Source organism: Pseudovibrio sp. POLY-S9 (assembly GCF_001431305.1).
GTDB lineage: Bacteria > Pseudomonadota > Alphaproteobacteria > Rhizobiales > Stappiaceae > Pseudovibrio.
This window is the reverse complement of the sequence record NZ_LCWX01000243.1, coordinates 209,297-227,175: the sequence shown is the minus strand read 5'-3', so window position 1 is coordinate 227,175 and position 17,879 is coordinate 209,297. Positions and strand designations below refer to the sequence as shown.

At 51.5% G+C, this 17,879-nt stretch carries 14 protein-coding genes; all 14 read right to left on the bottom strand.

The window, feature by feature from the left end; genetic code table 11:
• The coding region (locus PPL9_RS28135) for a hypothetical protein (RefSeq protein WP_057465817.1) at positions 1-1,757 on the bottom strand (1,757 nt) is incomplete at its 3' end.
• A 56-nt stretch (positions 1,758-1,813) separates the two neighbouring features.
• Positions 1,814-4,369: a hypothetical protein gene (locus PPL9_RS28130; protein ID WP_057465816.1), complete on the bottom strand. Its 2,556-nt coding sequence runs from the start codon at positions 4,367-4,369 to the stop codon at positions 1,814-1,816.
• 4 nt (positions 4,370-4,373) lie between these two features.
• Positions 4,374-6,821, bottom strand: a complete 2,448-nt coding sequence (locus PPL9_RS28125) for a hypothetical protein (protein WP_057465815.1) — start codon at positions 6,819-6,821, stop codon at positions 4,374-4,376.
• 5 nt (positions 6,822-6,826) lie between these two features.
• Positions 6,827-9,607 carry a phage tail tip lysozyme gene (locus PPL9_RS28120; RefSeq protein ID WP_057465814.1) on the bottom strand — a complete coding sequence of 927 codons (2,781 nt, stop codon included), beginning with the start codon at positions 9,605-9,607 and terminating at the stop codon, positions 6,827-6,829.
• A gap of 2 nt (positions 9,608-9,609) precedes the next feature.
• Positions 9,610-10,155 (bottom strand): hypothetical protein, encoded by a 546-nt coding sequence (locus PPL9_RS28115; RefSeq protein WP_057465813.1) that lies wholly within the window; start codon positions 10,153-10,155, stop codon positions 9,610-9,612.
• A 10-nt stretch (positions 10,156-10,165) separates the two neighbouring features.
• A complete protein-coding gene (locus PPL9_RS28110) occupies positions 10,166-12,277 on the bottom strand; it encodes a hypothetical protein (protein WP_057465812.1) in 2,112 nt (703 codons plus the stop codon).
• On the bottom strand, positions 12,277-12,936 hold the full coding sequence (locus PPL9_RS28105) for a hypothetical protein (RefSeq protein ID WP_057465811.1): 660 nt from the start codon (positions 12,934-12,936) through the stop codon (positions 12,277-12,279). Before PPL9_RS28105 ends, PPL9_RS28110 begins: the two co-directional genes overlap by 1 nt.
• Positions 12,937-12,996: 60 nt before the next feature.
• Positions 12,997-13,278 carry a hypothetical protein gene (locus tag PPL9_RS28100; protein ID WP_057465810.1) on the bottom strand — a complete coding sequence of 94 codons (282 nt, stop codon included), beginning with the start codon at positions 13,276-13,278 and terminating at the stop codon, positions 12,997-12,999.
• A 62-nt stretch (positions 13,279-13,340) separates the two neighbouring features.
• The gene (locus PPL9_RS28095) at positions 13,341-14,285 is read right to left on the bottom strand and encodes a phage capsid protein (protein ID WP_057465809.1); all 945 of its coding nucleotides are present in this window, start codon (positions 14,283-14,285) and stop codon (positions 13,341-13,343) included.
• A 159-nt stretch (positions 14,286-14,444) separates the two neighbouring features.
• Positions 14,445-15,371 (bottom strand): hypothetical protein, encoded by a 927-nt coding sequence (locus PPL9_RS32875; RefSeq protein WP_057465808.1) that lies wholly within the window; start codon positions 15,369-15,371, stop codon positions 14,445-14,447.
• A 1-nt stretch (position 15,372) separates the two neighbouring features.
• Positions 15,373-15,738 carry a hypothetical protein gene (locus tag PPL9_RS28085; protein ID WP_057465807.1) on the bottom strand — a complete coding sequence of 122 codons (366 nt, stop codon included), beginning with the start codon at positions 15,736-15,738 and terminating at the stop codon, positions 15,373-15,375.
• Positions 15,735-17,333: a portal protein gene (locus PPL9_RS28080; RefSeq protein ID WP_082597144.1), complete on the bottom strand. Its 1,599-nt coding sequence runs from the start codon at positions 17,331-17,333 to the stop codon at positions 15,735-15,737. Before PPL9_RS28080 ends, PPL9_RS28085 begins: the two co-directional genes overlap by 4 nt.
• A 9-nt stretch (positions 17,334-17,342) precedes the next feature.
• Positions 17,343-17,546, bottom strand: a complete 204-nt coding sequence (locus PPL9_RS28075) for a hypothetical protein (RefSeq protein WP_057465805.1) — start codon at positions 17,544-17,546, stop codon at positions 17,343-17,345.
• The coding region (locus PPL9_RS32630; RefSeq protein WP_208989691.1) for a hypothetical protein at positions 17,547-17,879 on the bottom strand (333 nt) is incomplete at its 5' end.

The following is a 17,879-nucleotide window of genomic DNA, read 5'->3' as shown; positions in this document are numbered from 1 at the left end:
GTGCAGTATCGCGAATGTGCTCTCCGCGCATTAATCAAACTGCCATCCGCTGCATAGATCCCTTTTTGTGTCACCGCATCTGCATTCCTTGCCACATCTACTCCGTTGGCGTTGATAACGGCACCACGCCAGGCATACACAGCAAACGCCCCAGCATCTCGCGCAGACGCATCATTGCAAGATAGGAATGAAGCTTCCTCTGCTCGAATATTGTGCCGTTTACACCCTTTTGCTTTCCCGGAATTAAAGTAGACCGTCGATCCCATAGACGAAGAAATGCCATATCTTTCTGAGTAGCTCACATCCGCTCCAGCCGCGATCCCAATCGATCCCCTACGAACAGTAATACCGGTGGCATCGACACTTGATGCAGTAGATCCGTTAGATCCCGCGTATGTGAAGACCGCGTCAACAGCAACTAACCGGCTTCCAAGATTTGCATAGGCGCCGGTGTAGCCGGCTCTCTTGATCCCGCAGCCCGCAGAAACAACCATCTGAGATTGCGTAAGAATTATACCGCGACCACCGTTACCATTTGCATCAATCAAGCATTCGAGGCGGGGCATAAATGCGTCTTTACCAACGAACAGATCCACGTCATCACCTAAAGCCGATGAAACAGGCACTTCATCATCTTCTGAAGCAATAACGAAGCCTCGAAAATCCCCTCCGTAATTCTTCGTCGCTGAACTGATCACATATCCAGCTTCAATCATCAGCGTAATGCTTTGCCCCTCAACCAGCTTAGATCTCCCAAGCTTATTTAACGCAGTTTGTAAGTCGGGAAAGTCTGTTGGAATCCCCACAATCAAGGGCTTAGCCACAAAGAGGGGGCGCCCGCTCAGGAAAATAGGGTCGTCAGCTGTCAGATCAATTTCACCCAACTCAAACTTGAGTGGCGAATGATTGTCTTCTCCAGATTTTCGAGACCAGCGTACCCTGCCATTCTTACCGTCGTAATAAGAACGAGCCAAAGACCCGTCATCATACTCCGCATTATAAGGCCCCATAGTTTGGTAGCCAGTTGTATGATTTAGGCTTCCATCAAATGATTGAGCAGCAAAGGGACCAGCGACACCCTCCTTATCAGCTTTATCTTTGAGAGCATCCAGTCCCGCAATCTTCTCGCCCAGCTCTTTCGCAAGCTTGACTTCGGTCACAGCACCGTCGGGTACAGTGCCTTCAGCCACATCCTGAACCAGCTTCTCAGCCCTTGCCGCATTCGCCTGCGCATTCTCAATTGCATCAAAAGCAGGCCCTGCTACCGGGTCTCCCTCTTGATTAAATCCAGATACCCTTCCCGCTCGCTCAGCCGCGGGAGGGAGTGCTGAATTGCGCACCTCATCATCTGGCTGGTAGAATGACCTTTCCTTAAGACAACAAACCTCTCGGAAAAGCTCTTGTAACACCAGTCCAACTTTCGAGAGCTCATCTTCAAGAGCACTTAAAGAAAGGCCTAACCCTTTATTCAAACCAACAGTGCGTTCATGCAACCGCTGCCCACTCACCCGAAATTGGTGCTTGTTTGGATAAACTTGGTCAAACGCGATAGAAAACTTACTCGGAAAACTTTGAGAAGATTGCACCGTTGCCGAAACAGTAGTCCATGGCTGATTTGCGCCACTACGCACTTCAATAACGACATCAGCGTGGTCAAATATTACAAAGTTAAACGGGCCATATATCTTACTTACACCATCGAATTCAAGCACATCCGTGCACCTGGTTTCACGTGGTGTAGGAGTGAACTGAGGCATGACTATCTCCAATACAATTGGAGCAATCATGCCCTCTCTAGGATCTGGTTAAGTGGTTACTCCGGCGCTGGAGCCACGACAGGTGCGCGAGCTGGCTCAGCAACACCTGGTTCCCACCAATATTCCTGCCCAGTGCGCTTCTCTAAATTGCGTTGGGTTTGCAGAAAGCTTCTATGCGCTTCCGGATCCACCATCCATTGCAGTTGATCCAAGACCAAACGGCGATAAGCACCACGCGTTGCCCACCAACTCGACGCTACCGGTGTGTATCTGCCTGCAAACTTCACGGCTTCACGACCAACCCGTGCTTTATCTCCTCTCAAAGCCTCCATGGCGTTCCCAACAGTTAGGCCAAGCAGGTCCGAAGTGAAATTAACGGAGGGACCAACCATCGTTCCAGCAACACCACCGCCAAAGCGGTTTGTTGTTGCCCCAGCAAAGTCACCAAGTAATCCAAAACCACCACCTTTAAACATAGCTCGCAACCAAAACTGCTTGTTATTAAGGCTCATATCCTCCAAGTCTTTACCATCCATCAGGCTCATGATCTGATTTGCAATAGCTCCGCCGATTGTTAACCCGATCGCCAGTTGTGCAAAATAGGCTTGCGGAGAGAACCGGCCTGAACTGTCGATAGCCCCAAGCCTGGTCATTGCCTCCAGCTGCAATGTTGTAAGTGATAAACCAAAGCTTTTGAACTGCAGGCCGGCATCAGCGAACTCACCAAGAAACGTGCCCCGTTCTGCGGTCCCTGTAATGAATGATCTGGCATTGGGAGTGCCAGAAGGAACGGCGCGTTCAGTCCAGCTTGAGATGAGCTCAGCATACTTTTCAGCAACGCCCCTGTGCGGCACACGCTCACCATCGGCCAAATCCTTAAGTCGTCCCTGAGTTTCCAAGATGGAAGAAGGCGTTATGAACCCGGCATCATCTACAGATCCACGCATGACATTCCAGTCATCAGCTGTAATCCCAAAACCTTCCATTGAGGCCCGAAGTCGCTCATTGAGCTGTTCAAAAGAACTATCTGCTACATCAGCAAGTGCAGCATGCCAGGAACGGGCATGGGCAAGTTTCCGGCCAGTCGTTAAAGGCTTCAATCCAAAAGCCATCATCGACCGATCAACAAGATATTGCGACCAGTTTGAGCCCAACACCAAACCCGCAAAACGAGCTTCACCATCCATAATGTGGAGATACTCATCCCAGATTGCGCCATCACGCATAATCTCTCGTCGGCTCTTGGAACTGATGTTCTTCAGCAGGCCGCCAACCATATCCATTGCAGGAAGACCGGCGAGCTTCTTTGCCATGCGTTCAACAAATGGATCTGTAGCTGCTGCAGTGATTGCAGCACTTCCAAGCAGAGATGAATTGAGAATGTTTTTTACATTTGCTGTGGCATTAGCAATGCCTGAGGCAGTCACTGGACGCCCTCTCAAGTGAGCATAGAGCCCACGCAAACGCCAATCTGCATAAGATCCCGGAGAGGTGCCACGCGCCCAACGTCCAAGACTGGATGCCTCTTTGGCTAAGGACGGTTGCCCCACATCACTCTTGGCAATTTCATGACGCACATTCTGAACGATCCATTCCATCATGGCATTAGGGTTAGGCCCCAACTGCTCCATGGCGGCAATATCTTTTGCCATAGAGTTGATATGTTCGAAAATGGTTTGGATCACATCTCCAGACCCGAACTCATCATTATATGCCTTCCAGGCACTCGCCGACTTCGCAACCAGGATCCGGTGATCTTGCCTTTGACTGGCAAGCACACCGTTACCCTTCACCTTCATGCTTGGAGACATGTGCGCCCAACCATCGGTTGTCACCTGGTCAAACATGCGATCAAGAAAACGATCCGCTCCCGCATCTCCGATCGGCTCGCCAGTGAGCGGATTGATGGACCTATCAAAATCAAAAGCTTCTTTCGCACGCTTCATCCACGTTGCTTTAGCCTCAATCGTAGTTGCCCCTGCTTTCCGGATCTTCAGCCCATCGTGAATATGAGGCATACCAAAACCATCTAGCTTGGCTATGGAGCCACCTGCAGCATTGAACCGTTGACGTAAAACCTCAAAGACTTCTGAGATCCCTTGGGCCAATCCTGCGGCAACTTCATTACCACTTGTCTCCCCGTGCAGATCTCTAACCAGATCCTCGGCATCAGCACGGTTTTTCCGGACACCTGTCAACGTAGATCTGCGGAAATGCCACATCGCGTCATTAAGCTGCCCTTGAACCAGCATCACTATGGCTTCACTTCGACCTCGGATAGAGGAGTACCCGCGATAACCATAATGGCTCAGAACGCCCATAGCAGCTTCATAGACGTCCCTTTCACCTTTCTTGTTCCGATAGCCCTGCAGATCCTGCTTCAATCGCTGGCGGGCACTTTCTGACAATCTAGCGCGGCGTTTCTTCTCAATAGCCTGCATGCGCAACTCTTTCTCAAGAGCCTCACGCGCTGCTTGACTAGCCTGGTCATCCCCCAAGGCCAATCGCGCTTCTGCAAACCGTGTATCAAACTCGTCTGATAGGTGCTGCGCTTCTTCCCGTGAGATCACACCTTGATCCACCGCAGAAATAAGACATTCTTTAAAAGGCATAATTCTAATCCTTACAGGAAGCTACGAGATCAGCAGCAAGTTCATCTCTATCAGCGCGCGCATCCAGATCATCAACGCGAGTGAAACGTGCATTCCCATCTTCGTCAAGACCATCCGGAAGCATGTCCCACATTGAACCCTGCCTAGCCTCTTCCAGCTCAGCGAGAGACGGTTCCAGATCCTCGGCAACCTTTGCTGCCTCTGGACTTCCAGGTTCAACGCTTGTTGCCGGTTTAAGCTCTGGCTGCGGCGGATCCAACAGTCGGCTTAAACCACCCTGCTCAATCATATCGCGAACCTGAGAGACAAACTCACGAGCCGGTTTGCCAGGCTTACCTCCGTCAGCAACAACACGTGCAGCCTCAGTTAACGCATCTGAGACAGGCCCCCGACTGCGAGCCATCCTGTCCAACAGCTCCGTAATCATCTCAGCGTTTACTGCCTTAGCCTTGTTCCCCAGGCTATCCAGCTGATTGCCCGCCGCTTCGATAATGTCTGCATTATCGGCAAGAACACCAAACAGCTTGCTATCGCTCTTCAGTGCCTTCAATGCTGCATCAAGCACCTTGACACGCTCCGCCATCAAGGTTCGCTCCATTTGGAATGACCCAAACATATCGTTCTGCAGCTCTACCGTTCGCCCAGAAGCTAGACTTTCACCAATGAGCAGACGTGCCTGGCGGTCAGTTTCCGGCTTAAACATCGCTACATCTTGCAGAACACTGGAGTGTAAGGCAGGATCTGCTACCAGCTCTCCAACAAGAGATGCATGATTTTCTGCCACAACTCCATTGACGACCTGCCCCCATGCATCATCAGAAAGTCGAGCAAGTCCGATTGCCTTACGCATCATCGGCCCGGAAACCGGCAAAGACCCATCTAGCAAATCAGGACGATCACGAAGGATCCGCGCAGCATCTATTGGCGTTCCAGATCCTTCCTGCATGTTCTTCTTTGCAGCAAGAGCTCGAACGTCCTGGACGGTCCACCCGTCAGTTTCACGATAAACATATCCATCAAGGGCGACACCTTCTGCACCATCTGATTGCAGACGCTTGGCAAGTCCTAACCGTTGATGGCCATCAGCCACAAATCTTTGACCATTCGCCCGCTCATGAACGAAGATCTTTCCACTTGCGGTAGGATCCCATGTCTTCACATCCCGAAGTCGATCAGTAACCCCTTCAGCATCGCCGCCACCTTTGTATTGATACGCCGCTGCATCAGTCGCTAGCGTAGCAGGATCCATTTGTTCGAAAGAAACCGGCTTATCAGCAAGGCGAACTGCCCCCTGTTTGGGAGTACCTTTTACTTCCAACAGAACTTGATCCAGGTCTGGAGCTCGTTCTGGAGCCAGAACAGAACCGGCAACGGGTTCTCCCTCGCCTACTGCGCTACGCAGGGCATCATCAGCAAGGCGCCCCTGCTCATTTGGAGCCACCCCTGCAGGCGCGCCATCAAAAGCCGCACGCTCATCATCGGCAGCCTCCATTGCAGCATCAAACGCACGGCTATCAGCTGCTTCAACATCGACACCTGCTGCCTCCGCAAGCTCATCCAGATCACCAGGTTGCGGATCTCCGGACGTTGCACGCTGCGCAGCACGACGCACCGCAGGGCTAGAGTTCCTCATCGCGCGAAAGATTTCAGCACCCCCACCAAACACCCCACCAAAGACACCACCGAGTGCTGCAGCAAACGCCACGTGCTCTGCCCCTTCTGCGAACCCAGACTGCAACCCGGCCTCTGCACGCCCCGCCTGAGCAAGAGGCTGCAAAGCCGCTTCGACACCAGCATTGATACCGGCGTTCGCAAGGACGCTATAAAGGATCCTGCCCCCAACTGTTTTTGCAGCTTGTCCAGTCGGGCCACCAACAAACATTGTTCCAGCTTGAAAAGGATCTCGCAGATATCCCTTAGAGCTTCCAAGAAACCCAATGACACCTTCAGACAAAGAACCATCACCATTACGGTCTAGCTGCTCTTGCTGTGCGACTACATCCCGACCAATCTGCGCCGCTTCTTCATCCATTGCATAATCAGACCGGATCTGGTCGGCCTTGTCTGGAAACTGCTCTTCCAGATCAACCAACCGCTCCTGAAACAAGCGTTTTCGGGTATCATAGATCCCTTCGCCTGGAAGGCGTGCTTGCAACTCCTTTAGGGTTGCATACCGCCCAACATCACTGGGATCTTCCAGCTCAACTCCGGTCGCCTCTTTGACTGCCTCAATACGGTTCTTATAGGCTCGCCGCTTGCGCTCTGCTGCGTTTGTCGCATTCTGAGTAAGTGTCTGAGCATCGTCTGCAGCCTGATAAACTTGCGAATAATGCTCGTCTTTCGCTTGAAAACGTTCATTTGCATAGTCGCGATACTCAGCCAGAGAGCGAGGAGCAGCCCGAACGAAACTTTCATCAAAACGCCCCTTGGCTTTTGAAAGGAACAATTGCATTTAGCTTACTCCTTGAAAGCTGCAGGCACACGCAACTGCAGCTGCGGCAAGGCTTCAACATCCAACACAAACGGACGTCCGTCACTACCACGATACCAACGCGGTTGATCACTCTCCGGATCACCTGCAGCAAAGCGGAACCCACCTTCTGTCGCTACAAGCATTGCTCCTTTCAGCTCAGCTGCTGAATAAGGACGCCCATCGCCATCAACTGGTTTCACTTCAAGAGCTTCAAGATCTTTATCAGTGATCGCAGAAATCACATCCTGTAGTTTGTCAGCGCGGATTGAAGGCGGAACAAGCACTCGGCGCTCAGACCAGAACAGGCCGGGATCGTAGTTGGCAAATCCCCCATACTGCAGGCCGTTTTCAAAAGTACCACCAGCTGCTTCATGCAAAGCCTGTTGGAACACAGGCAAAGCATCATCTGATTTTGGATCGATGTTGAACGCTTCCAGACGCACACGGGCAATATTTGCAGCGGTATCAGACAATCGGAATGCCTCTACTGGATGCAAGGTCAATGCAGATCCAAACATAGTTGCAGCTTGCGTTCTCATGGTATCTTCTGGAGGGGCTTTGCGCATCTTGCCGTCATCGCCTTTACGGCTTCCAATGATCGCATCCATAGCAGCTTGAGAGTTTCCAGATACAGCCATGATAGCACCGGCTTGAGCAATAGGGCGCGCCTCCTTGCCAAGCTCACGCAACAACTTCGGAGCATCTACTCCAGCGGCTTCAACAAGCCCGCCGGCAATATCAAGCCCTGCAGCTGGATCCTCATCAAGTTGCGCCAGGATCTGCGCAGCCTCACCTGGTCGAATGTAACGAGGCTGAACACCAAAATGCTCAGCAACTAGTTTTGCTTCATCAATGCGATCTTCAAAAGCAATCTTTACCCCTTCCATGCTCGCATCAACGCCCACGGGCAGCGAGGCTGCAACAGGAATAATCCCAAACCGCTCAGCAACACCGATCGGATCCACAACCAACTCCTTACGATGCAAAGCAATGAGCTCACGCGAAAACGCGATATCTTCTGCTAAAGGCGTTGCAGATCCATCTCCTTTCAGGATCTCTTCAAGATCACTTTCAACCTCTGAGATTGCCCTGGAACGAATGGCATTAGCAACGCGCATACGAGCAAATGTAGATTGCGAAATCTTCTCACCTTTGGGAGCTGTCTCTGCATCCAGCTTAAACCGCGCAATCTCATCTTCAGCAACAGTTTCACCACGGCTCATACGAAAAACAAGCTCATCTGATCTCTTCTGCAGACCACTATCAGCTTTCTTGTCTTCGATTTCCTTCGCCTTACTGCGGGCTTTCAACTCCCCTATGAGCACGTTGAACCCGTCACCATCAAGACCCTTGAGTTTGCCAGCGGCGTAATCCTCACGCAGATCTTCTTTCATCTGGTCGAGCTCGGACGAGCTCTTACCTTCCATTTGACGACCATAGAACCCCACCATCATCCGGCTGCGACTGGCTGATTTCGCTTCTGCCGCTTTTGCAGGTGTCATCAAGTTGCGGACAACAGCACTCTCATAGTGAGCCTCAATGGACTGCTGTTGATCCTCAAGGGCAACCAAAGCTTCTTCGGTGTTATCTGGATCCATACCAGCAACAGTGCGGGATTTTTGCTCTTCCAGTTGCTCAGTCCGGCTCAAGAAATCCGCCTGATCAGTTTCAAGCTGGCGGGTTTCTGCCCGTTTATTGGCTTTGCTGATGTAGCCAACCGCACCGCTATCAAACGCTGCTGAGTACTCCGGCGCAATCTCATCAAAGATGTGCTCGCGCATATGAGCCGTCTTTAGTTCACCCATAGCTTTTTGAAGCATCGCAGGATCATCTTTGTATGCCTCGTAGACCCGCTCTTGTTCCTGGCGCAGCGTTGCATCCAGTTGCTCAAGATAGGTCCGCGTGCCGGCCACATCATAAGCGCGGCCTCGGATAGTGTCGGAACCTGTAGGACGGAAACCACCAGCTGAAGCGACACGCACTGGCGCGCCAGCATCAACGGGGGTTGCTCTTACAGGGCCAACAGAAGCAGCGGACGGTGTTGACGCACCACCTCCACCAACGAGCCCTTGCGCATAAGCCAGACGGTTTTTGTAACCATGCCCAGCAGATGGATTAGCAACCGTGTATCCTTGGGGACGCTCATAGTGCATGAACGCTGTCACTGCATCCTGCAGGTTGCTCGCGTTTTGAAGACCTTGCCAGGCGCGCCCTTCACTCCCCTGTAGCTCGGTCATCATAAAATCAAGCTGCGTTTCCATATCCTGCCAGTCGCGCCCACCTTTCTTTGCAAAGGCTCGCAGGTTTGCGGCACGATCACCACGCCATTGAAAAACACCAAAGGCTGTCCCGTTGTCACCAACTGCCTGAGTGTTAAACGCCGACTCCTGCATACCATGACCGGCAATAGCCGATGCCTGGAACGACTTCAGGCCATGCTTTGAAATCAAGTAATCTCGGGCCTTGGCAGCACTATCATTCGAGTCCTGAGTTGAAACTCGAATACCTGCAGGTGGTTTGGATCCGGAGCCCGAGTAATCCAGTTTCGGTGCAGCCGCAACTGCATCCATGCGGCCCTGGCGGCGACCGTCCAGCTCAGCTGCCCTGTCAGCCTGCCCGCCGAACTGCTCAGAAAGGCGAGCAAAACCAGCAGCTACTTTTCGCTCCAGGTCGCCACCAGAACGCGCAACAGCCAAAAGCCCACGCTGATGTGGGGCCGCTTGGAACTTTCGGTAAGACACTGGAGATTTTCTACGGTTCGACATAGTTACCCCCTTTGAGCTATAGAGCTGATCACGCCAACGCCGGACGTGAGTGCGCTCATGACGCCAGCTGATCGGGCACGACGCGCACGCAACTTATAGTTCTTAGCCTTCTCATCTAACCGTAGTGTGTTCGATGACTGCGTTGCATTATCAGCTGTGAGCGCACGGTCTGCATCAGCAAAGGCGTCCTTGCGTGCCTCACTGGGAGTACCAAAAGAAAGGTCAACGCCCGAGGCCGCAAACGCAGCATCTTGCTCACCAACAGATTGCAATAGATCTTGCTTAATCGAAGTTCGCCGCTCGATACCATTCAATGTCTCAAGAGGCTTTTGAGCCTCCGCATCAATCGCCTGAGCCTCAAACATATCTGCTTCCTGTTCACTGGCATTAAGCGAGCTCATGATACCCAAAATACCAGTCACCCCCTGAAGAATGCCGGGTAAGCTTATACCGGAAACAGCTGCCCCCGCCGCTGCCGCTCCCGCTGTAGCAGTCGTTGCAGCAGTGCCTGCAACTGTGGACATGAGCGTTCCAATCAACATCGCCATGTTTCAATCCTTAAAGCGCTGCCTCAGTCACATAGTCGCGTACCCGCAACATGCCTGGACGAAGCTGTGTAATCACCAAAGTGGTATCAACCACTGCTCCCATCATACCGGCCACAACCACCTGTTTAGTCTTAGGCGGCATGGGCTGGTCTGCAGGATCGCTTGCTAGAAGCAAACTTTGGTTCTTCGCAGCAGACTTGTTTGCACCAACTGCAACGCTCTCGGTCTTGATGACAGAGACATTCACAGTGTGGATCCGCCCAGGCCGGCGCAGGATTTGATCACCCGGCAGCACCTTTACAGAAGGCAAGCTTTCAAACATTGGAGCTTGCCATAGGCCAGCAACCACTTGCTGATAAACGTCCCCCAGATCAATCTTCCCACCATCCACTGTAAACGGACCAAGAATAAATCCGTCAGCACGCGCCCAGACCTGTTTGCCCTCCCAAACATTCAAGCCTGAGAACACCCCAAGATTATTTGTGGAACCACGTACAGCCCCTTGCAAAAGGTTCCTCTCCATCTCCTCAAAAACTTCGTGTGTGACTGTCCCACCGCGATCAACGGTTACCCAAACTTGGTTCTGCCCATCAACAGACAAGCCAACAACCTGCCCCCGTTCGGCAACTTCCCATTGACACATCGCCATAATGTCCTGGTTGCGGATAACCAGTGCACAGACCAAACGTCCCTGTTTGTCATGAAGCCACCAACGAGCAGCATTGTTCTTGCGAACTTTCTTTTGCAGGGCGGATCCGCAAATACCGTCTACCAAATGCGATGCAAGCAAGCTTTCAGGATCTGAGTTGTACTTGGTCGAGACGTCATCATAACCAGCACTATACAAGGTCTGGCCTTGCTCCAGGTTTTCTTGCTCGGGATCTTCATCATTGCCACCCGAAACGTAGTAGATCCGCCCTTCCATCTCAGCAACAGGAACATTGGGCGTCACGCCATTGTTCGAAGCACGTACCCAGTTAACCGCCTCGTCTCTCTTGATGGTTCGGTTCGACACAAACCACTCAGCTTGATCAGTAAAGGCGAGAAGATACTCACCCTCATAGATCTGCCAGACCCGTTCAGACGTTTTTGTTCGCAAAGCCTCAAGGCGCGCAGCACTTGGCGACTGAGATTTAATGTTTAGATCAAAGTATTCACCTGTCTGGCTCCATGCGATAGCCGCAGCTTTGGCTTTTGGCGCTATGTAAATCGCACGATCCTGGTACAAATCCATACCAGCAAACCAACCACGAGACGAACTCACCAGAGGCTCACCTTTTGTCTCACCAACCTCCAAATGGTAAGTCAATACCGAAGCATCAGCCGTATTAACAATTTGCGCATTCACCTGGTATTCAACACCAGCAAGATCTCCCCCAAACTTAACCTGAAACCTCTTATAACCACTACTTCCACCGCTGGCCTTGAAGGTGACACCATCGCCAAGACTAGGCAGCAGTCGCAATTCTGTTTGCATCTGTGCAGCAAACACCGACCAATTTGGATTACCACCTGGATCTGCATTGAGCTCGATTGATTTGGTGATTTCGCCGTCCACCGAGATCTGCAATACTATGTCATTAGCAGTGTCAGACCACCGAACTCCAAGTTCCCATTCATCAATGGTCTTTTCGTAGTTCCCACCAAGATCCACCTCAGGGAGTTTATCATAAGGCCAATCAGAAACGATCCAACTCGTATCGTCATACGCGTTCCGAAACAAACGCTTCGATCGCAGATCCTGATGGAAAATGCCGAAGGTGTTAGCTTCACCGTAGAAACGCAATTCCGCGATCATTTCAGCTGTAATGTCCGGCAGCTTCACACTCGCAACCTTCATCCGGTCATTGCGGTAGATATCTGCCCAACCAGCAGAAACAAACAAGGTATAGGAAAGGTTCGGTGAGACTTTGAGTGTGCCTTGGGCCACTTTCCGAGATCGCCCTGCACCAACAAGAGCAGAACCAGGCATCAGCCTAAAACCAGACTGTGGCACAGGTTCCACATTTCGCATGCGTTTTGCGGCAGCGTAGTATTGCTTGATATCTACCCGCCCATAAAGATCTTCAGAAAACTCGCCAGCATTGCAGGAGCTCTTGAGATCACCTGGTTGTGCAACCATCAGTACCTCCCATGCCAATGCGAGGCGCTCGAAACGCCACTATGAGCCTCGGTCAACGGATCTTCATCCAAGAACCCCTGACCAGTCGGCGCAGATGCAGCGTCCTGGTCTGCCAGTCTGCCAAGCACACCGCCACCACCTTTTTCAGATTTGGTTCCAAAGGCGCGCTCCAAGAACTCCTTAGCTAGATTTTTGTCTTGCTTGACCGGAACAGCCAGAAACCCACTAAGAGCAACAACAAACCCAGATCTGAAGGCCGGATCCCATTCATCAGGCTTGAGGTGTATCTTGCACAGTGCCCAAACCTCCGGAATGTCTGCAAAGACTGCCCGCCCCTCAATATCATAGGAACGAAGCGTCCGGGGCTTTGCGCCAGCTTGAGAAAGAACCCTTAGCGGAGGTCCATTCTTGTCACCAGGGAGCAAGAAGCCATAGCCCCAACCATTGTTGGGCGTGTCAGCCAATCGTGAGAGTTTGAAAGTTCGCCGCGCAAACGACCAATTGGTAAGTGAGAAGCAATGCTCTACGCAACGTTGCCAGGTGTTGCGCACCTGAACGGAAAGATCACTATCATCATCAAGTGAAAATTGAGCACCCACTCCGATTTCTGTTAGCGCCCAATTCACAATCGCAGTTTTGTCAATTACAGGTTCAACCATGTTTTTGGCCTATAAAAAAAGGCCGGCGAATACACCGGCCTGCTTCTGAAATTCTTGGGTTTAACTACCGTTCGCGCCGGTTTCGGCTGAAGTGACGATATTCCCACTATCAGGCACATCTCTCACTATCAGCACGAGGTATTCTGGATCCGCTGAAGCTTTGTGAGCCACAACTTGGATCACATCGTTTTTGCTTAGACTTGTACGACTTTGATCGAAATATCCGTCTGTGAGCACTTCTGCAGCCGTGTCTTTGGTCGCGTATACGAAGAAACTGGTTTGATCAGTACCGCCATTGTCAGAAGTCGCATAACGCGACAGAGCCTTTTTGCTATGAGCCATAAGTTTTTCCTAAGTTGAGAGAGGTGACACCTGACACCCGCGCCGCCAGATGCAATCAGTTCTTAAGCGGCGGCGGGACGCACCACGCGGTTCTGAGCTTTAAAACGCAAGCGCTTCACACCTTCTGGCAGCAGACCAACCGCATTCCCAGACAAGCCCACCTTTCCAAGCATAGGTGTGCCCTCAAACTCTTCATGGGAACTCAGGCTCATATTTTCCTGATCCCATTCAGCTTCAGCACCCATGGCGTCCTTGGTCCACATGAAGGTATCCAAATAGCCTGCCTCATCGAACGCTTTGTTTTCGCCTTCACGGAATTTGCCAGTACCAAAGAAAAAGTACTTGTTCGGCAGAGTAAAGAAGTGGATGCCCTGCCAAGTCTTTTTCTTCACACGTGTCATACTGGCGAACGGTAAGTCACCGCCGGTCCAATCTGCATTTGCAAATTCTTTGTAAAGGCAAAGTTGGTTCATCCATGTTTCAGGAAGAGGGAAGAAAATGTCTTCGTCCGAGCCAGTTCCAGCAATCCCGCTGCCAGCCTCCAACACATCCGGCAAATCAATGACAGTAGTCCCATCACCAATGGTCTGAACTTTTGTAGGTCCATCAAGGAGTTCGGAAGTGGCCTCTGAAAATTTATAGAGCGCCTCAAGTTTCAGCTCATCCCGCTTGAAGCGAATGGCATCCGACAACTGCCGACCCACTGCAGACTGTTCGTTTGCTCCCTGCTTTCGCGCATCTTGTACACGCATCCATGCTGCTGCTTCAAAATCACGAACTGCTACTGGGATCATTTGCAAGTTTGCATTGCTTGCTTTGATTTTCTGGATAGACCCAGACAGCTCGTAAACATTCACACTTCCACTGAAGACTGGATACTTAACCTCTCCAGCACCACCATCACCGCGCGTCATGGTGTCATCCAGCAAACCACCGCGCACTTTGTTGCGGTTGATTACATCTGCGCGAATTTTTTCCTTGTACCAATTTGGAGCTTGAGTACCCATAAGCTGACCTTCCGAATGAATTGATGGATCTCGCGGAGGGCCGATTAGCTAGAGTGTTCATCAATGCGTCCTGTAAAGGATAACCAACAAGCACTCCAGGTCGCTCCCGCCCGGTTTGCAGATGTAATTCTGAAGCCAGGCAGGCACCGTTAAATGAGACTACTTCTCACCGTGGAATTTTTGAAAATCTGCCATCAAGCTATCGTAGCTGGATTTTTTAAACTCCCGATGATTTGGCGTGTTTTCCGGTAATGCAGCACGGCGTTGCAGCTCTTCGGCTGAAAGCCCAGCACCACCCTGCCCTGGATTATCTGTGGGGCCAGATCCACCAGCAGTCAGCGAGCGCATAAACTCTATGAACTTGTGTCCATGAGCACTATCACCCAACATGGTCTTGGCGAACTCAGCAGTATCCTTTTCAAGCCCGCCACTATCACGCGCAACCATCTGATCAACGAAAGCAAAGTTCTCGTTCATACGCAGCTCAATGGCTTGCTTTTGCTCCGCAGCAGGCAGATGTGCAGCAGTCTCAGGCACCAATGCCTGACGCTCAGCCTCAGCATCTATTGGCGGTTCAAGCATCCCAGCATCTGCCGCAGCTTCAAAGAGCGCAGTCGTCAACCCCTGCATTGCACTTACGCCAATACCGAGATCCTTTGCTTTCTCAGCTGCCCGCTGGAATACCGGATCTTCAGCAAGTTCACCAAGGCTATCGCGTATATTATCAGGGACGCCCTCCCCAAACTGACTATACGCTGTGACCTCATCCGGAACCCCGTTATCACTGTCACGCTTGTGATATCCCTGCATTGCATCAGCCAGGTTCTTAATCGTATCCGCGTCGCTTTCACCTCGCAGATTATCTGGAAGACCTTCAAGCGGATCGGCACCACCTGGAGGATCACCCGCACCACCGGGAGGATCACCTGCACCACCGGGAGGATCACCTGCACCACCGGGAGGATCACCTGCACCACCGGGAGGATCGCCTGCACCACCGGGAGGATCGCCCTCACCGCCAGAACCAGAACCACCTTCAGCATTCATCACCGCGAAATAATACAATCCAAAATTCTTCAAACGCATTCTAGGTTTTCCCTTCTTCAGTAAGTTTCTTGCCCTCGGCAATTGCAGTTAAGATGACTTCTGCAAGACTGTTTATGCCCTCCCGTCGAGCTGCGTTGAGTGCAGTTTCCTCAAGGGTTCTGCCCTGTACCTTGTACGGGAGGCGAATAGACACATCTAAGATCCACTCAAGGATCTCTTTGCCCCGTGGATCTTCAAAAATTCGAGCCATGTGCCTTGCAACAATTTGATCAGGGCGGAAATCCTTCGCTCCGAGCACGGGAGCTAGAAGTGTCTCTAGCCCTTCCCACCCATTGTCGCTTGCTTGCTGAGCAATAAGGTCAAGCGGTTGCGAACTCCTAGGTTCTGCAAATTGAGCTCCACTCATGCCGCCTCCTGCTGCACAGCATTTGCGACCATGTCCGGCCCTTTCTCAGCCATACGTTGACTAAAGAGCTCTATAATTTGCGCTGTTTTGCGCTCATTGATTTTCTTTTCAATTTCACCACGTTCAGCCTCTGTAGGGATGAGGTCTTTATCGATTTGCATTCCATCGCCGACTTTTTCCATGATCTTGTCGATATGCGCATACATTTCAGTTTGCTCAGGTCCGGCGATAGCTCCAACAAACTCAAGATAGTTTGCGATCGAAGCCAGACGATCCGCATTCAAAGCCGCCGCCATAGGCGACTTAACCTTGATGGAGAGCAGTAACTCATCAATGCGTGGAGTGACTTGTGTCAAAACACCCGCATCAAACAAGATCTCTGTCGTACGCGGCACAATTACGGGCATGATTTCCCGAACCAAACGGCCAAATGCGCCAATGTGAACATCAGCTTTCTGTCGCATTCGCGCAGTGATCTCACTAGCTGCCTTTGGAGTACCATTGTATTCAGGTAGCCGCGTATCAAACATTGCATCGCGGATCTGACCCTGCAGGTTGCCAATGATCATGTTTCCAATGTCAAGCCGTCCGCCTGCATCCAGTCGCTGAATGTCAGGACCAAGCATACCGCCGGTGGACTGCATCGCCCAAAACTCCCCAGGCGCAAGGCGTGAAGTGTCTGGATTAAACGTGCCACCCGCGCGATAACCCCAGATCCCGAGCATGGAAATAGCAGCCGATTTAAGCGCCAGCTCCTGAGCTTTATTGACAGTTTTGATTGATGGAAGCGCCGTGAGAATAACACCGCGCCCGTAAGCTTCTCCAGGCACACGGTAGTAGCGTGGGATAGCAATGGGCTGTGTACGATAATGTTCATGCTTGATGGGTGTCGAACACTCCTGAACGTAAACAACCATGTGCCAGCCGGCTGAACGACCGCGAGCGTCCTGAAAAAAATCTTGCCGTACTTCAACTTCACTGTTTGGATGCGAGCGCACTTTGCTTTTGATATTCTCTGGAAACTTGCCATCTTTAAAGGCGTCTCGCAGTTGCTCATAAGTGAACGTCTGCTTCCAAGATACAAAGTTGACACGGCCCCACGCATCACATCCAACAGCCAATTGATCAAACGGAATGCTCGCATAGAACACTGGATTGTGCTGATCACCCTTCAACGGAATGAGCGCGCCGGATCCTGCTGCCAAATCAATACACGCCTCATGTACAGCAGTGTCCCAATCCCCATTCAGAAAGAACGGATGAATAAGCTTGGATGTTTTTGCCAAATGGCGATTGTAGGTTTTCACATCCTTCTCATCCAGCGCCATAGCCGCCAGCGGACCAGCCTCTAGTTCAAAATTCTCCTGACCAGAAGGGAATAGATCTCGCTGCAGATTACCAGCAAATGCCATCGCCGAGGCTGGCGCGGTCATATCAAAGAGACGATCGGGAGTTTGGGCCGCGTTGCCATTACCACCAGGTCTTCGCATGGGAATACAATAGTCATAGGCGTCCTGATAGAGACGTGTCCAAGGAGCTCTCTTGCCCCAAGCGTCATCAGAACGCCGTTTCACCTTAGCTAAATCGACGTTCATCACGAGCTCCTAAAGCTTATCTGCCTTGCCACCACTGCCGACATCTTCAAACAACCGACGTCCCCGAGGTTTTCGACGGTTGAGTTTCAATCGCTCCTCCCCACTGTTAGATTGATTGAGCTGACGTTCATTCGAAATACGGTTAGCCTGCCGTGTTCGTTCAGCCTGTCGCGAGGCTTCTTTATTGCTCCCGCCACCAAAAAGTTTTGACATTCAGCGCTCCAGCTTCCACTTGCCTGGATGATCAGGATCGGGTTTAAAACCCACCAATCTCGCCATCCGTTCACCAGGTCGATGACCAGGACGTACAAAGGTCATCACGTTGGCTTCAGCATCAAGCATTTGGGCAAAGGTTAAGTGGGCGAAACGGCAGAGCTCCAGCATGTGAACCTTCGCGTCTTGCTTGATTGCAAGGCAAAACTCACGGCTTCCGTCTTCATGCGGCCACAGATAAGCAACAGCGAGAAGTTCATCATCAGAAAAACACGCAACAGTTTCACCACGAGAACGCATGAGAATATGCCCTTGCCGGACATACCGACTGCG

What these genes read in the sequence shown, in the direction of transcription:
- PPL9_RS28105 (WP_057465811.1), bottom strand. Translation starts at nt 12,936, where the DNA reads ATGGTTGAACCTGTAATTGACAAAACTGCGATTGTGAATTGGGCGCTA.
- PPL9_RS28085 (WP_057465807.1), bottom strand. Translation starts at nt 15,738, where the DNA reads ATGAGTGGAGCTCAATTTGCAGAACCTAGGAGTTCGCAACCGCTTGAC.
- PPL9_RS28095 (WP_057465809.1), bottom strand. Translation starts at nt 14,285, where the DNA reads ATGGGTACTCAAGCTCCAAATTGGTACAAGGAAAAAATTCGCGCAGAT.
- PPL9_RS28080 (WP_082597144.1), bottom strand. Translation starts at nt 17,333, where the DNA reads ATGAACGTCGATTTAGCTAAGGTGAAACGGCGTTCTGATGACGCTTGG.
- PPL9_RS28075 (WP_057465805.1), bottom strand. Translation starts at nt 17,546, where the DNA reads ATGTCAAAACTTTTTGGTGGCGGGAGCAATAAAGAAGCCTCGCGACAG.
- PPL9_RS28125 (WP_057465815.1), bottom strand. Translation starts at nt 6,821, where the DNA reads ATGCAATTGTTCCTTTCAAAAGCCAAGGGGCGTTTTGATGAAAGTTTC.
- PPL9_RS28115 (WP_057465813.1), bottom strand. Translation starts at nt 10,155, where the DNA reads ATGGCGATGTTGATTGGAACGCTCATGTCCACAGTTGCAGGCACTGCT.
- PPL9_RS28110 (WP_057465812.1), bottom strand. Translation starts at nt 12,277, where the DNA reads ATGGTTGCACAACCAGGTGATCTCAAGAGCTCCTGCAATGCTGGCGAG.
- PPL9_RS28130 (WP_057465816.1), bottom strand. Translation starts at nt 4,369, where the DNA reads ATGCCTTTTAAAGAATGTCTTATTTCTGCGGTGGATCAAGGTGTGATC.
- PPL9_RS28120 (WP_057465814.1), bottom strand. Translation starts at nt 9,607, where the DNA reads ATGTCGAACCGTAGAAAATCTCCAGTGTCTTACCGAAAGTTCCAAGCG.
- PPL9_RS32875 (WP_057465808.1), bottom strand. Translation starts at nt 15,371, where the DNA reads ATGCGTTTGAAGAATTTTGGATTGTATTATTTCGCGGTGATGAATGCT.
- PPL9_RS28100 (WP_057465810.1), bottom strand. Translation starts at nt 13,278, where the DNA reads ATGGCTCATAGCAAAAAGGCTCTGTCGCGTTATGCGACTTCTGACAAT.